We start from the raw sequence: 14265 nt of genomic DNA on the forward strand, positions 1-14265 counted from the left end.
TGTTTGAAAAAAAGAGATGCACGCACTCGCTTAATAACTGCAGGGAAATATATGCGGCTGATAATGCAAAAAAATACATAAGATTACGAAGGAATAAAACGCAGAAAATATAAAATACGAATCCTGCGGAGATAAACTGTAGGAGATATTCGTTTATTAAAAAAGACAAGATTCCTTCTTTAACGGGCATTTTCATATGAGCCAGACAGATATATTTTGTCTTGGAATTCAAAAACAGCTTTCACATATTTCGTCATGTTCACCATCCTTTAATAGGTTTATGAGTTTTTCCTCAAAATTTTTATCACGCAGCATGTTATTGTCTAACAGAGTCAATTTTTTATCATGAAGAATAACCAAGTCATCACATAAATCTGCCGCTAACTGCAGAATATGAGTTGAAAAAATAATGATATGGTCTTTCTTCATTTTCAAGATTATTTTTTTAATATCTGACGCCGCTACTACGTCCAGGGAGGTCAGAGGCTCATCCAAAAACAGAACCGGAGAATTACAAATGAACAGGGTCAGGAACTGTATCTTATTCTTCATGCCATGCGAATATGTTTTCAGCAGTTTTTCCTGATCTTCCCTGCTCAGGTCTACCAGATCAAACAGTCCATCAATCGAAAAGGTTTCGGGATTTTCCTGAATATCGATTAAAAATTGAATAAACTCCCTTCCGGTCAGAAATTCGGGAAGAACCGGTGTGGATTCTATAAATCCAACATTTCCTGGCGATAAAGGCTGAGCACAGTGATCATCCATAGCCAGCAGGGCATCTCCGCCGTTTTTCTGCGTCATGCCGTTCAGGCAATGGAAGAACGTCGTTTTCCCGACGCCGTTTTTTCCAACCAATCCATAAATTTTTCCGGATTCAAACTCAAAGTTTATACCGTCAAGTACGGTATTTAATCCATAGCTTTTTGTTAGATTGTTTATGATTAATTTCATCATGTTCCTTTCGAAAATCTGTTTTTTCGCCTGCCTGCCGGGCGTAACATGCGCAATACCTAAAAAAACAATCCGTCCCATGTTTGCTCTGCTTTTAGCTTTGCAAAGAAACTCCAAAACTTGGGTATTGCCCCTTGTTCTCGATATTCATAATGTTCGGGCTCCACGCCCCACAAGTTCTGAAACATACTCCTGCGTCCAGCCTCGTTCTTCTCTGGCTCGCCGGATTGCCTGCCCCAGCCCGTGAAAGTCAAATTTTCCTTTGTAATCTTCCATACAATATCACCCTATGTCATTTTACTTTTCTGGTGATAGTATGTGAATGTAATTAAGTTTCATGTAATGTCATATTTTATTTTCGTTCATTTCATCAATCACTTTACTTAATATAGATACTGGCACTTTACCGTCTCTATGTTCCTCACCCCATCTGCAAAAGACTTCCAAAACAGGGCTTAGAGATTGCCCCAGTTCTGAAAGGCTGTATTCTACTTTTGGCGGAATCTGGTTGTATTCATGGCGAATAATCAAGCCATCTTCCTCCAAACCCTTTAAGGCGTTGGTTAGTGAACGAAACGTAGCGGTTTCCATCAACCGCTTAATCTCATTATAGCGGGTAGGGCCGTTCAAATATAAACAATACAGTATTGGAAGTTTATATTTTCCTCTAACTAATGACATGGTGTGATAAAAACCTGTGTTTTGGATTCCGTGTTCTGCAAATATTCTTTTTTTAGTCCCTGACATATAACCTCCACGCTCTACTAAAATAGAGTACATGCTATAAAAGTGCGTACTTGTTGTTCCTGCTCTACAATGTTACAATATGGGCAGAAAAAAGTCAAATGGAGGTGTATCAATGGAACTGAATAACGAGATATTGACAGCAATTCAAACCAGAAGGAGCATCCGCAAATTTAAGCCTGAAATGATTCCGGCAAAAATCATTGACCAGATTATTACTGCGGGCACTTATGCAGCAAATGGAATGGGAAAGCAATCAGCAATCATTATGCTGTCACAAATAAGGAGTTGCGAGATCGGCTTTCTGAAATGAATCAAATGATTGGGGGATGGAAACCTGGATTTGATCCTTTTTATGGCGCTCCCGTTGTCCTGATTGTATTAGCGGACAAAAACTGGAGCAATCGGGTATATGACGGCAGCCTTGTTATGGGAAATTTAATGCTGGCCGCACATTCTCTTGGCATTGGAAGCTGTTGGATTCACCGTGCCAAAGAGGCGTTTGAAACCGATGAGGGGATGGATATTCTGAAACAACTTGGTATTACAGAAGAATATGAAGGTATTGGGCATTGTGTCCCTGGCTATCCTGACGGACCGATTCCACAAGCTGCTCCTCGTAAAGAAAATCATATATTCTATATTCAGTAACTGATAACAGGAGGAATAAAGTATGTCTAAGAAACAAACATTAAGATTGACATGTCCCCAGTGGCAAGGAGGCGTAAACCCTAACTATGTTTTTGGCGCAGAATTACTCTCATTCATTGCACCGCCCAGCACAACGGATAAGAGCATTACGATTTGTGTTGATAAAAATTTTGATACAAATTGCCAAACAGAAGATGGTGTGGATTTTGGGGAATCGCTATATGAGCAAATGGCGAAAGTGAAACAGATTTTAATGGAAAACAATCCAGAGCGTCTGATTGTATTTGGCGGGGATTGTTCTGTTACGCAAGTTCCCTTTGATTACTTAAAGGGAAAATATGAAAATCATATTGGTATACTTTGGTTAGATGCACACCCGGATATTTCAAGTCCGGCTGCATCTTCCCATCTGCACGAAATGCCATTAGCGAATCTTTTGGGGCTTAATCCTAATTCAAAAATTACGAGTGTAGAACATCCATATTGTCCTGAAAAAGTTTTTTTGGGTGGTTTGATTGAGGAACAACTAAGGCCGATGGATATGGCTTGTAAAGAATTGCATTTACATATGGCGTCTCCTGAACAGTTAGCGGAGAATAGCTCTCCGGTACTTGAATGGATTAAAAAAGAAAATATTCAATTTGTAGCGGTGCATTGGGATTTGGACGTACTTTCTCCCCACGATTTTAGATGTATTTATCCTGCGGAACCGCATACAGATATTGACGCTTTTCCAGCTGCTGTTGGCCGCATGAAACTAAGCGAAATCTGTCGATTGCTAAATAATATTTCCTCTGTAGCAGAAATTGTAGGTTTGAGTATTACCGAACATCTGCCTTGGGATGCGTTTAACATGAGAAAAGCGCTTGGTGACATCCCTATCTTTCAATAAAAGGCGGAAAAGAATATGATAATCGTTATATGGTCGAGTCCAAATAAGGATGGTTTGACAGCAACTGCAAAAAATAAGATTATAGAAGGGCTTTCTGCTGTTGACCCTGAAATTGAAGATCTGGCGGAGGAACGGCTGGTACGTTCAGGGAGATGCAAAAAGGTTGACAACGTAAAAAGGAGACAATATACGAACCCTAAAGATCTGTCAGCCGGCTTGTAAAATCAGGAGGTTTATGGTAGTATGGAGATACGAAAAAGGAAGGGAAAGCAGGTGGGAAGATTGACAGTGACGGAACAGATAGACCAGAAACATCAGGAAGATTTACAGAGGCTAAGAGGCTTTCGTCTGCTTGATGATGATTTCCTCACAAAGTGTTTTGAGGGAGATACGGCAAGCATAGAACTGGTATTGCAAATTGTACTGGAAAAGCCGGATTTAAAGGTGCTGGACGTTCGTACACAGGTATTTGTGGAGAATTTGTTGAATCGTTCCGTAAGGTTTGATATTCTTGCTACTGACAGTACCGGTGCTAAAATAAATGTTGAAATCCAACGGGCCGATAAAGGAGCCGGGAGAAAAAGAGCAAGGTATAATTCCAGCATGATGGACGCAGCTCTTTTGAAGAAAGGTGATGATTTTGACAATCTTCCGGAAACATGGGTAGTGTTCATCACGGAAAATGATGTGATAGGAAAAGGGTTGCCACTCTATCCGGTTGAGCGCTGCTTTTTAGGAACCGGAGAAAGATTTGAGGACGGTTCACATATACTGTACGTAAACGGTGCTTATCGTGGAGATACACCAATCGGAAAACTCATGCATGATTTTTCATGTACGAATGCGGCAGATATGCATTATACGACACTGGCAGACAGAGTTCGTTTTTTCAAGGAAAGTAAGGAGGGCATTTTAATCATGTGCAAAGTCATGGAGGATATGAGAAAAGAATCTTTACAAGAGGGTGTAAAAGAGGGCATAAAAGAAGGGGCAATCAATACTGCTAAAAGAATGTTGGAAGATGGAATGTTGACACTTGAAAAGATTGCGGAATATGCAGGACTTCCTCTTGACGAAGTGAAAAAATTGAAAGCAGAGCGGACAGCATAAAACAAAACCGTAGGCCGTGAATCTAAAAACAGGTTCCTGGCCTTATTTTTTTGCCCGGAAATATAAATTTTCTGTGAACTTGATTAAAAAGTTCTTTACAAAACGTTTCTGGGAAAACGTGCCTGCAGGAAAGCCAGGAGGTGCTGGATTACACTCTGGTGATCCGCCGGTATGCCAATGAGTATGGAATCCTGGAATATGTACAGGTTATACAGGCTATCATGATGCAGGAATCCAGGGGGCAGGGGAACGATTCCATGCAGGCCAGCGAGTGCCCCTTCAATACCCGATATCCCAACAGCCCCAACGGAATCACAAATCCAGAGTATTCCATTCAGGTCGGGATTCAGTATTACGCATACTGCGTCCAGGAGGCCGGATGCACGGGGCCCCAGGATCTGGACAAGCTAAAGCTCAGCCTTCAGGGCTATAATTATGGGAATGGGTACATATCCTGGGCCATCCAAAACCATGGCGGCTACAGTGAAGCAAACGCCCTGCAGTTTTCCCAGGAGCAGGCGGCAGCCCATGGCTGGTCTGGCTATGGAGACCCGGAATATGTTCCTCATGTGATGCGGTATTATTCCGGAGCAATGGGAAATGGAAGGATAACGGATATAGTCCGGCGGCGGGGGCGATTATCTTTTTTGATTGGGATTGGGATGGGGGATCGGATCATGTGGGGATTGTGGAGAAGTGCGAGTTTACCAGTCAAAAGTCCCTCGTCATACCGTATGATGCGGTTTTAATTACAGTATTTCTGCAAGATATCGTGGTGCAGAAGCCTTTTGACGGGCAAATCATATATAGAACTATAGGAACAGAAAAAATAGTAAACAGAAAAAATGAAAAAAATTTGAAAAAAGTTGTTTTTTTTATTTCTTGATTCGTTATACATTATAGAAGGGCTTATAGAGATTAAGAAAATAAAAAGACAAGATTAGGAGAAAGTTTTGTGTTTGAAAATAAACAATGGAGAAAAATTGCTATTGACAAAGACAAAATAGATGCATTAATACAAGAAAATTATATGAGTATATATAAGTATTGCTTTTATCACGTACATAATAGAGATGTGGCTCAGGATATCACACAAGATGTGTTTCTTAAGTTTATAAAGGAAATTGAAAGGTACAGAGAATATGGGAAACTAAAAAATTATTTATATGTAATAGCCAGGAATTCTATTCGAGATCACGCGCGAAAAATAAAAGAGATAGATTTAGAGACAGACTTCGAAGCTGAAAAATATGATGATGGAGGAATTGATAAAAAAATAGAACAACTAAGTGTTTGGGAAGCGCTAAGTTCCTTGGAAGAGTTAGAAAAAGAAATTCTCATTTTGAGATATTATCAGGATCATATAATTAAGGAAATTTCCGAAATTATGGGTATGCCAGCTTCAACGATAAGATATAAATTAAAAAATGCTGAAAAAACCTTAAAAAGTAGATTGGAGTTATGAATTATGATTAATAGGCGTTTGAAAAAAGAACTGAATAAGATAGAAGTACCTATGTATGATATTTCTAAATATGAAGAAACAATAAGAAAAGCAAAGAAGGTAAAGCTGCATCCAGAAAAATTGAGAATGAGTAATATAGAATTCTTTTGTGATCAACTACGTTTTATAAAAAAACAGACATGGGTTTTAAAGACGTTCTTTTCTGTTTTGATGTTGCTTCTGATTTTTACAGAACATATGGAGACCAGTAACTGGATTTGGACGTTGGCTGCAATAGCTGGTCCGGTTTTATGCCTGATTAATGCAAATGAGATATGTAATATATTTCAGCCGGGAATGTTAGAGATACAGATGACAGCTAAGAATTCATTCAGCAGAGTGCTTATCGTGCGTTTGCTGACATTTGGGCTGATTGATCTGGTATTTTTCGTGGTTATGGCAGTTGGTATTTCTATATATAAAGATACTGCAATCTGGCAGGTGATCTTATATGGAATCGTCCCCTATGTCATTATGTGTTTTGGATGTATGCTGATCTTAAATAGATGCAGAGAGAAATATATGTCTTTATATATAGAAACATGGGGAGTGTGTTTATGCTGCGCGATCATGATCGTGAAAATCACAGATATGAAAATATATCAGACAGCATATTTCAGTATATGGCTCTGCACAGGTATCATAGCTCTGGCTGGTACGATAATAGAAGTTCGGAAACTTTTTATAAGAACAGGAGGAAATCTGAATGCAATTAATTATGGAACATCTCTCTAAACAATTTAAAAATAAAATTGCGGTCAGACAGATTGATGCAGTTTTATCAGAAGGGATATATGGTTTTTTAGGCGCTAACGGCGCAGGAAAGACGACACTTTTGCAGATGATCTGTGGAATTATTGAACCTACATCCGGAGAAGTAAAGGTAAATGGTGAAAATAATATACAGATGGGGGAGCGGTTCCGGGATATATTGGGATATCTGCCGCAGGAATTTGGATATACACCAGGTTTTACCGCGAAGGATTTTATGCTGTATATCGCTTCCATTAAAGGCTTGGAGCCCAAATATGCAAAGAGAAAAACAATAGAACTCTTAAGATTGGTAAATTTGGAAAAAGAGACAAACAGCAAAATAAGGACTTTTTCGGGTGGGATGAAACGAAGACTGGGAATCGCGCAGGCTTTGCTAAATGATCCTAAGATTCTCATTTTGGATGAACCGACGGCAGGCCTGGACCCGAAAGAACGGGCATATTTCCGCAATATTATATCCGAAATGTCAAAAGATAAGATCATCATTATATCGACTCATATTGTATCGGATATAGAATACATTTCTGATCAGGTACTGGTGATGAAAAAAGGAGATTTTATTTTACAGGGCACACCGGAAGAACTGCTTGATAAAGTGAAAGGGGAAGTGTGGTCGTGCCGTATCCCCCATAAAAAATGGGTAGGATTTGAATCCCGGTACTGCGTTGTTAATTCGCATGTGCTGGCAAATGATGTGGATGCCAGAATTGTATCTTTGGAAGCTCCTATTGACGGAGCCGTCAATGTGGAGCCAACTTTGGAGGACTTATATCTGAAGTGTTTTTCTGATGAAATGGAAGCGGGGGAGTGAAGCGGATGGGTGGAATGATTAAATATGAGTGGAAGAAGATCTGGAAAAACAGACTGACGCAGATATCAATGATTGGATGTAGTCTATTTTTGCTTTTTTGTGTATATATGAGTATTATCGAAATCACGACAACAGATGAGAATGGACAGGCGATCAGTGGAATGAGCGCTGTTGAAAGACTGAAAGATATACAGCAGCGGCAGGAACTGACACAGGATAGAGTGGATGAAATTGTGAATCAGTATTTGACGTATATTCATGATCCCAATACAAGTTCAAATAACGAAGCGTATTATTATCTGTCTGAGGAGCAATATAAAAAATTTTTCCTGCCCAATAGAGATCTGTTGATGATGATTGGAAATATATACCGAGATTCGGGAAGTGAGGAGAGCGTGATAGATGCTCTTGAAAGGAATGTTGGCAAAGATTTTCGGCAGGCCCGGCTTGAGCGTGATCTGAAAATAATTCATTTAAGAGAAGAGTCGGGTAAGCTTACTTCCATAGAGGCAGATTCTTGGGAAAAGGAAGCGGAAAAAATACCAGAATATCAATATGGGTATCAGAAAGGATGGGAAATGATCCTGAATACGCTGTCGTGGCCTGTCATGATCATGATGATCATCTGTATTGGAATCGCGCCGATCTTTTCCGGGGAATATCAATCAAAATGCGACTCACTGTTTTTATGTATGAAATATGGAAAAAGTAAGTTGATAACAGCCAAAATTATTACGGTGTGGCTATTTACAACCTGTGTATCTTTGGGAATTACTTTGAGTTATTCGGCAGTCTATCTTGGACTTCTTGGCAGGGCTGGCGCGGACTTGCCGATTCAGCTGGTATATCCAACGCGAGCAGTTGGCTACCATTTAACAATAGGAGAGGCAGTGATTTATGCATTAATTTTGTCTTACATCCTTACCTTGGGGATTTCCGGAATCACAATTTTGATATCCGCATTATTAAATAACACCTATGGCGTGATTATTATTATGTTTCTTTTTATTATCCTGCCAACCTTTTTGTCGGTGAATACGGGATGGTATACCTGGAACCATATAGTGTCATTATTGCCGTCAAAGATCGTGGACTTCGGGTTCAATTCCTATACGGCCTACAGCATAGGAAACGTAGTAATAAGGTGGCCGGATATGGCAATGCTCATAAACGGGGCGGGCGCTGTTCTGTTTTCCGCGGCGGGGTATTGGATTTTCAAAAACCATCAGGTAAATAAGTAAAAGTTTACGTACAGAAGCTTCTGTACTGTGGAAAAAGGAATCCTTTTTTCCACAGTACGTAAGGAGAGGTGACTATTTGAAAGAAAGTAAGACATTTAATAACACTCTATATTGTATTAAATATATTTGGAAAATAGACAAACAATACATTCTGTTGATGATTACGATTTCAGTTCTTACAAGTATATTTAATGTAATAAATCTCAGCATTTTACGATATATTACGAACACTCTTATGAAAAAAGAAACCGGTTATTTTCTTGGAATAATAGGGATTATGTTTCTCTTATCAACTGTTATTGCAGTTATCAATGGGAGTGCCAGCTATTTATTTGAGCCGCTATTACAAAATCGTATAGTGGAAAGGATACAGAAAGACATTTATACAAAGGCAAAAAAGTTTAGCTTGGAAGAAGGAAAATGGAATCCAGATTCCAGAAGGGCAGTCCCTCCGCCTGACAGTAGATTCCTGCGACTACTATATCCGGGTGGAAGGGCTGGAGGATAAATCGCTGGCAGAATCAATTGAAAAGGTACTGAACCAGGGGCAAAATGGATTTAATTTATTTACCCATATCCAAAGATGCGCGCCGTCAAAATTCGGATATGATAACCCTTCCCAATATAACTCGGAGACAGCTGAAAAATCCGTACTCTACCATCTTGTGAAAGAAATGACAGGCTATGACCTCCGTGAGCTTCAAAATGAAGACGGAAAGTTTTATACGCCGGATGGGAGCGATCTGTGGCTGGAGTTAAAGGAAAAAGCCGAAGCCTATTCTCCGTTCCAGCTGGAGAAATATCAGGAAGGCTATGAGAAGCTGGCGAAAACCGGATGGGAAGGCTCTCCGGATTATGCCCTGAGCCTGGAGTACAAAGATCAGCATTTGCTGGATATTGATACGGAATATGGCTATGGCGTCGGCCAGACGGACTGGCAGGAGGAATTACTTCCGAATCTGCCTGCGGAAGGTGAAGAGGAGGAAACGATAGAGGGAGAGAACGTGCCACAGGAGCAGACGGAAGCAAAAAGTATCGGGGAGGTATCACAGGATGAAAAGGTTTCCGGGAAACCTGCAGACCCGAATCACGCATTTCCTAAATTTAATCCGGCGCTTAAGTATGCAAAGTACCTGAAAGTATTGGACGAATATTATGAAAAACAGAACGAAGAGAACCTGAGATTTGCAAATCCGGAAGGGCATATCCGTGATAAATACTATAATCCAAAATCCCCCTATTACATCCGGGGATTGTCACCGCTGGAACGGGAGATCGGGATGGAGCAGGAGATCGGGATGCTGTGCGGCAGGGAGCCGTCTCTCAATGGTTACGATCCGGTGATCCAGAGGACATTTGGAGGCTGTAATTCCTTTCAGGCCGATCAGGAATACAATCAGGAAATGCGCGGACAAATCAATGACTGTATCAATCAGATCTTTTCAGCGAACGGAATCGTAATCCCTGACGGCACAGAACTGCGTCTGACAGTAGATCCGTATGATTACAGGATCCATGCGGAGGGAGTGGAAAAGGATCTTGCCGCGGAGATTGAGTCTGCATTGAATTTCGGAGAGAATGGCCATTCTCTTTACAACCATATTTCATACTGCAATCAGAGCAATATCAATATAGGACAGCAGGGATCAAACCAGTATGTGCAGGGGGATAAGGCGAAAGCGGCAGTCTACCATATGGTAAAGCAGCTTACCGATTATGATCTGAGAACGCTGGAAAATAAAAACGGCAGATTCTATACTCCTGACGGCAGCGATCTGTGGGAGGTTCTTTCGAATAAATATAAGGAAATGGCTGAAAGCGGAGAGGCAGTCTCCTTTAGGCTCGAAGATTATTACGATCAATACCGGCGAATCGCAAAAGAAGGATGGAACAGGGGAATTGACGCGGTTCTTACGATAGGATACAAAAATGGTGTATTGTTTGATGCCGCAGTATAAACAGTTTTCGAAAACAAAAATTTCCATTCTCTATTTAGAAATGGGTTTTAATAAAGCGAGGGAAGAACGGAAGTGGAAACAATGGAAGGAAACGGAAGAGACACTGCTTCGAACCCTGGGTATGGGACGAGGAATCCATACTGGAATTAAGAAGCAGTGACTGGGAGGAATTTAAGAGTGAAAGACGCTTTCAGGATCATCGGGCATCCTTCCCACAACATTTTGATTGGGGAAGTCCAACAGAGGTTGAGCAAGAGATTGATAACATTTCCGCATTGTTGGATTCCATTGATGATGAACATCTTTTACATATCCTGCTGGATACAGGACGAAAGAATCTACAAATACTATTGATGAAAATGATGGGATATTCAATAGCAGAAATAGCAGGCGAATTTGGAACTATAAATGGGCAAATTCAGAAAATTGCACAATAAGTTTATGCGACCAATGCCAAAACATCCTCAAAAAGAGCGTGTCTTGCCCCACACTGGTAGACGAACCGGAGCCGTTCTTCCTGGATATGGCTATAGATATAAGTGTAGCCATCTTCAAAAGACATGGCTTCGCCACATCCAGTACATGCAATCAAATGTGCCAGCGACATCAATAACCAGTACCTCCGGATTCCTCTCGATGAACGAACCTGGTACTTGTCAAATGACAATCTGTTTTTTGACTGACGAAAAAATACCTCCACCGGTCACGAGGCTGACATCTGCATCTAGCCCGGAAGCCAAGAAATACCAGAGTAAAATTGGTTGATCATGATACTGCCGCTCAAAAAGGTTGACAACGTAAAAGGGAGACAATATACTAAAACCAAGAAACAAAAGGACTGGAGGTGGACGTTTCAATGCAGGAAAAAGATGTGGATGTCAAAGCTGCCGCGGAACCCTCTGTACAGGAGCTTCGGGAACGTTCTTATGAATTTGGACTGCCGGATTACCTGCAGCATGATCTGGACGCTTATAAAGAAGGCCTGGAAAAAGGATCTTCCCTGCTTGACTGCCTGTGGGGGGAGTTATACGGGAGCATCAACACAGCAGAAATCAGCGCCGGCGCGATCACTCCGGAGCATGCGGACTATCTGCGGAAAAAATTCCTTTGGGGAGGCCAGGAGAATTGATTAAATAAGACATACAGAATACCTGTCGCTGGCAACGCTTTTGCATACGATGGCATACAAAGGAACTGGAAAATTTCCAGTTCCTTTTTTCAATTCCACATATAATTTTTCCACTTTCCCATGTCTCCGCCATAGAATTTGTGCATGGAAACTGAAAGTTTTCAACTAGGAATCAAATCTCCATCTGGTATATAATGTAATTGTTCAGAACAGTTCAGGACGTAGAAATGATTTCATAAAGATGACAGAAAGAAGCCGAGGATCGTTATCGTTTATTCATGGGCCGTGCACTGCGCTGCACGGTCACAGGCCAGCATAGTATTGGGGCTGGAATCCGGCCTCTTGCCGCAAGGCAATTTTAAACAGGCCGGATTCGCTGCTGTGAACATCGCGGATGTGAACAGCAGCCGGCAATCTTCCGTTATCCGCCGCATCTGCGAGACAGCCGATGCGGGAGAAGCATCTGACACCGCAGGACGTGCAGATCCCAGCGGTGAAACACTATCTGAAAGTGAAGGAGGTTGTGATGCAATGCACGACAAAAAAGTAAAGAAGAGGGGATTTTTTTCGAAGCTTAAGACCAACAAAGAGCTGCTGATCCTAAGCGCCCCGGGTGCAGTCTGGTTTTTTCTGTTTGCCTACCTGCCTTTGTTCGGGATTCTGGTGGCATTTAAGAAATACAGGTTGTCGGGCAATTTTTTCCAGAGCCTGATCTCCAGCGAATTTGTAGGGCTGGATAACTTTAAATTCCTGTTCAGCAGCGGGGATGCCTGGATCATCCTGCGGAACACGGTACTGTACAACGTGGCGTTTATCGTTCTCGGAATCGTACTTCCGGTGATCGTGGCCCTGCTTTTAAATGAACTGAAAAATAAAGGAATGGCGAAGATCTACCAGAGCTCCATGTTCCTGCCCTATTTCCTGTCATGGGTTGTGGTCAGCTACTGCGTGTTCGCGTTCCTGAACCCGGAAAAAGGCTATTTCAACGCGGTGCTCCAGCAGTTCGGCCAGGACAGCGTTTCCTGGTATACGGAGAAAAAATACTGGCCCTTTATCATCATTTTCATGAGCCAGTGGAAAGGCGTGGGCTACAACACCGTCGTATACCTGGCGTCCATCTGCGGCATTGACAAGACCTATTACGAAGCCGCCGTACTGGACGGGGCCACCAAATGGCAGCAGATCAAGTACATCACCCTGCCCCTTTTGCGGCCGGTTATCACGATCCTGCTGATCATGTCCATCGGGGGCATTTTCAAGGCAGACTTCGGGCTGTTCTACCAGCTTCCCAAGGATTCCGGCCCTCTGTACCCGGTGACAAACGTACTGGATACCTACATTTTCCGGGCGTTGAAGACCAGCGGCGAGATCGGGATGAGCTCGGCGGCGGCGCTGTTCCAGTCCACGGTCGGATTTGTACTGATCATGATCGCCAACAAGATCGTGTCCAAGGTGGACAGCGAAAACTCGTTATTCTAAGAAAGGAGATAGGAGAAAATGTCATTACTGAATTTAAAAGAGCGTGCTTATGAGAAAAAGCTGCGGAAGCTGGAAGACGCGCAGTGCAGCTACAACTCCATAAAAAGCTCCACCAATGTACTGTTTAATACGATCCTGACGATCCTGTCCCTTCTGAGCGTGATCCCGTTTATCTTCGTCATCATCATTTCGCTGACGGACGAGGAAAGCCTGGCCATGAACGGCTACCGGTTTATCCCGGAAAAATGGAGCTTTTATGCATACGAATACATCGTCAGCGCGGGAGAAAATATCATCAGAAGCTACGGCGTGACCATCCTGGTAACGGTGACGGGAACGCTTCTGGGGCTGCTTCTGACCGGAACCTACGCATACGCGCTTTCCAGAAAAACCTACGAGTTCCGCTCCTTTTTTACAAAGGTGATCACGATCCCCATGCTGTTTTCCGGCGGTATGATCGCCAATTACCTGATCGTGACCAAGGTGCTGATGCTGAAAAATACCATCTGGGCGCTGATCTTGCCCTTATGCCTGAACTCCTACAACATCATCGTGCTGCGGACATTTTTCAAAACAAGCATTCCCGATTCGGTGGTGGAGTCGGCAAAGATCGACGGGGCGTCAGAGTGGCACCTGTTCTTTAAGATCGTCATTCCCATGGCGCTGCCGGGGCTGGCAACCATCGGACTGTTTTTAACATTGGGCTACTGGAACGACTGGTTTAATGCTATGATGTACATGGACGACAAAACCTGGATTCCGCTGCAGTATTTGCTGATCCAGATTGAGAGCTCCATCGACTGGCTGGCCAGCAACAAGTCCATGATGGGTGTGGACGGCATCCAGGCAGCGGCCAACCTGCCCAAGGAAACGATCAAGATGGCCATTGTTGTAATCTCCACGCTGCCGATCATCTTTGCCTATCCGTTTTTCCAGAGGTACTTTGTAAACGGGCTGACCATCGGGGCGGTAAAGGAGTAAGAGCAGGCCGGACAGCGGATTCTGCGTTTAGAATTAT

15 protein-coding genes and 3 pseudogenes are annotated in these 14265 nt (G+C 42.4%); 14 read left to right on the forward strand and 4 right to left on the reverse strand.

Annotated elements, in window-relative coordinates; genetic code table 11:
* Nucleotides 1–228: 228 nt before the first annotated feature.
* The 3 genes and pseudogenes from EBB54_RS03865 to EBB54_RS03875 all read right to left on the reverse strand — a co-directional run bounded on the left by EBB54_RS03865 (nt 229) and on the right by EBB54_RS03875 (nt 1734).
* The gene (locus EBB54_RS03865) at nt 229–1035 is read right to left on the reverse strand and encodes an ATP-binding cassette domain-containing protein (protein WP_243127514.1); all 807 of its coding nucleotides are present in this window, start codon (nt 1033–1035) and stop codon (nt 229–231) included.
* Nucleotides 1036–1069: 34 nt separating this feature from the next.
* Nucleotides 1070–1230 (reverse strand): annotated as a pseudogene (locus EBB54_RS03870) (helix-turn-helix domain-containing protein); the annotation flags it as partial.
* A gap of 69 nt (nt 1231–1299) precedes the next feature.
* Nucleotides 1300–1734: a winged helix-turn-helix transcriptional regulator gene (locus EBB54_RS03875; protein WP_330554356.1), complete on the reverse strand. Its 435-nt coding sequence runs from the start codon at nt 1732–1734 to the stop codon at nt 1300–1302.
* A gap of 79 nt (nt 1735–1813) precedes the next feature.
* Between EBB54_RS03875 and EBB54_RS32125 the strand changes: the two are divergent.
* The 11 genes and pseudogenes from EBB54_RS32125 to EBB54_RS03930 all read left to right on the forward strand — a co-directional run bounded on the left by EBB54_RS32125 (nt 1814) and on the right by EBB54_RS03930 (nt 10639).
* Nucleotides 1814–2349, forward strand: a pseudogene (locus EBB54_RS32125) (nitroreductase).
* A gap of 22 nt (nt 2350–2371) precedes the next feature.
* On the forward strand, nt 2372–3241 hold the full coding sequence (locus tag EBB54_RS03885) for an arginase family protein (RefSeq protein WP_125126428.1): 870 nt from the start codon (nt 2372–2374) through the stop codon (nt 3239–3241).
* 15 nt (nt 3242–3256) lie between these two features.
* A complete protein-coding gene (locus EBB54_RS03890) occupies nt 3257–3463 on the forward strand; it encodes a hypothetical protein (protein ID WP_125126429.1) in 207 nt (68 codons plus the stop codon).
* Nucleotides 3464–3484: 21 nt separating this feature from the next.
* Nucleotides 3485–4351, forward strand: a complete 867-nt coding sequence (locus tag EBB54_RS03895; RefSeq protein WP_125126430.1) for a PD-(D/E)XK nuclease family transposase — start codon at nt 3485–3487, stop codon at nt 4349–4351.
* Between the two features lie 131 nt (nt 4352–4482).
* Nucleotides 4483–5054: pseudogene (locus EBB54_RS03900) on the forward strand (CHAP domain-containing protein); the annotation flags it as partial.
* A 252-nt stretch (nt 5055–5306) separates the two neighbouring features.
* Nucleotides 5307–5816, forward strand: coding sequence for an RNA polymerase sigma factor (locus EBB54_RS03905; RefSeq protein WP_125126431.1), 510 nt, complete (start codon nt 5307–5309; stop codon nt 5814–5816).
* 3 nt (nt 5817–5819) lie between these two features.
* Nucleotides 5820–6590, forward strand: a complete 771-nt coding sequence (locus EBB54_RS03910) for a hypothetical protein (RefSeq protein WP_125126432.1) — start codon at nt 5820–5822, stop codon at nt 6588–6590.
* The gene (locus tag EBB54_RS03915) at nt 6562–7440 is read left to right on the forward strand and encodes an ABC transporter ATP-binding protein (protein WP_125126433.1); all 879 of its coding nucleotides are present in this window, start codon (nt 6562–6564) and stop codon (nt 7438–7440) included. The genes EBB54_RS03910 and EBB54_RS03915 overlap by 29 nt, the downstream gene beginning before the upstream one ends.
* Nucleotides 7441–7445: 5 nt before the next feature.
* A complete protein-coding gene (locus tag EBB54_RS03920; protein WP_125126434.1) occupies nt 7446–8681 on the forward strand; it encodes an ABC transporter permease in 1236 nt (411 codons plus the stop codon).
* A gap of 76 nt (nt 8682–8757) precedes the next feature.
* On the forward strand, nt 8758–9189 hold the full coding sequence (locus EBB54_RS30345; RefSeq protein ID WP_125126435.1) for a 6TM ABC transporter family protein: 432 nt from the start codon (nt 8758–8760) through the stop codon (nt 9187–9189).
* On the forward strand, nt 9113–10639 hold the full coding sequence (locus EBB54_RS03930) for a DUF4885 family protein (protein ID WP_243127866.1): 1527 nt from the start codon (nt 9113–9115) through the stop codon (nt 10637–10639). The genes EBB54_RS30345 and EBB54_RS03930 overlap by 77 nt, the downstream gene beginning before the upstream one ends.
* Nucleotides 10640–11078: 439 nt before the next feature.
* Here EBB54_RS03930 and EBB54_RS03935 read toward each other — a convergent pair whose 3' ends face one another.
* Entirely contained in the window at nt 11079–11306 is a 228-nt protein-coding gene (locus EBB54_RS03935) for a hypothetical protein (protein WP_193554336.1), read from the reverse strand.
* Nucleotides 11307–11495: 189 nt separating this feature from the next.
* Here EBB54_RS03935 and EBB54_RS03940 point away from each other — a divergent pair, with 189 nt between their 5' ends.
* The 3 genes from EBB54_RS03940 (at nt 11496) to EBB54_RS03950 (ending at nt 14228) form a co-directional block, all read left to right on the forward strand.
* Nucleotides 11496–11768 (forward strand): hypothetical protein, encoded by a 273-nt coding sequence (locus tag EBB54_RS03940; RefSeq protein WP_125126437.1) that lies wholly within the window; start codon nt 11496–11498, stop codon nt 11766–11768.
* A gap of 531 nt (nt 11769–12299) precedes the next feature.
* Nucleotides 12300–13247 (forward strand): ABC transporter permease, encoded by a 948-nt coding sequence (locus EBB54_RS03945; RefSeq protein WP_125126438.1) that lies wholly within the window; start codon nt 12300–12302, stop codon nt 13245–13247.
* 18 nt (nt 13248–13265) lie between these two features.
* On the forward strand, nt 13266–14228 hold the full coding sequence (locus EBB54_RS03950) for a carbohydrate ABC transporter permease (RefSeq protein ID WP_016297235.1): 963 nt from the start codon (nt 13266–13268) through the stop codon (nt 14226–14228).
* Nucleotides 14229–14265 lie beyond the last annotated feature (37 nt).

The organism is Schaedlerella arabinosiphila, from assembly GCF_003885045.1.
Lineage (GTDB): Bacteria > Bacillota > Clostridia > Lachnospirales > Lachnospiraceae > Schaedlerella > Schaedlerella arabinosiphila.

What these genes read in the sequence shown, in the direction of transcription:
- EBB54_RS03865 (WP_243127514.1), bottom strand. Translation starts at nt 1,035, where the DNA reads ATGGGACGGATTGTTTTTTTAGGTATTGCGCATGTTACGCCCGGCAGG.
- EBB54_RS03875 (WP_330554356.1), bottom strand. Translation starts at nt 1,734, where the DNA reads ATGTACTCTATTTTAGTAGAGCGTGGAGGTTATATGTCAGGGACTAAA.
- EBB54_RS03885 (WP_125126428.1), top strand. Translation starts at nt 2,372, where the DNA reads ATGTCTAAGAAACAAACATTAAGATTGACATGTCCCCAGTGGCAAGGA.
- EBB54_RS03890 (WP_125126429.1), top strand. Translation starts at nt 3,257, where the DNA reads ATGATAATCGTTATATGGTCGAGTCCAAATAAGGATGGTTTGACAGCA.
- EBB54_RS03895 (WP_125126430.1), top strand. Translation starts at nt 3,485, where the DNA reads ATGGAGATACGAAAAAGGAAGGGAAAGCAGGTGGGAAGATTGACAGTG.
- EBB54_RS03910 (WP_125126432.1), top strand. Translation starts at nt 5,820, where the DNA reads ATGATTAATAGGCGTTTGAAAAAAGAACTGAATAAGATAGAAGTACCT.
- EBB54_RS03915 (WP_125126433.1), top strand. Translation starts at nt 6,562, where the DNA reads ATGCAATTAATTATGGAACATCTCTCTAAACAATTTAAAAATAAAATT.
- EBB54_RS03920 (WP_125126434.1), top strand. Translation starts at nt 7,446, where the DNA reads ATGGGTGGAATGATTAAATATGAGTGGAAGAAGATCTGGAAAAACAGA.
- EBB54_RS03940 (WP_125126437.1), top strand. Translation starts at nt 11,496, where the DNA reads ATGCAGGAAAAAGATGTGGATGTCAAAGCTGCCGCGGAACCCTCTGTA.
- EBB54_RS03945 (WP_125126438.1), top strand. Translation starts at nt 12,300, where the DNA reads ATGCACGACAAAAAAGTAAAGAAGAGGGGATTTTTTTCGAAGCTTAAG.
- EBB54_RS03950 (WP_016297235.1), top strand. Translation starts at nt 13,266, where the DNA reads ATGTCATTACTGAATTTAAAAGAGCGTGCTTATGAGAAAAAGCTGCGG.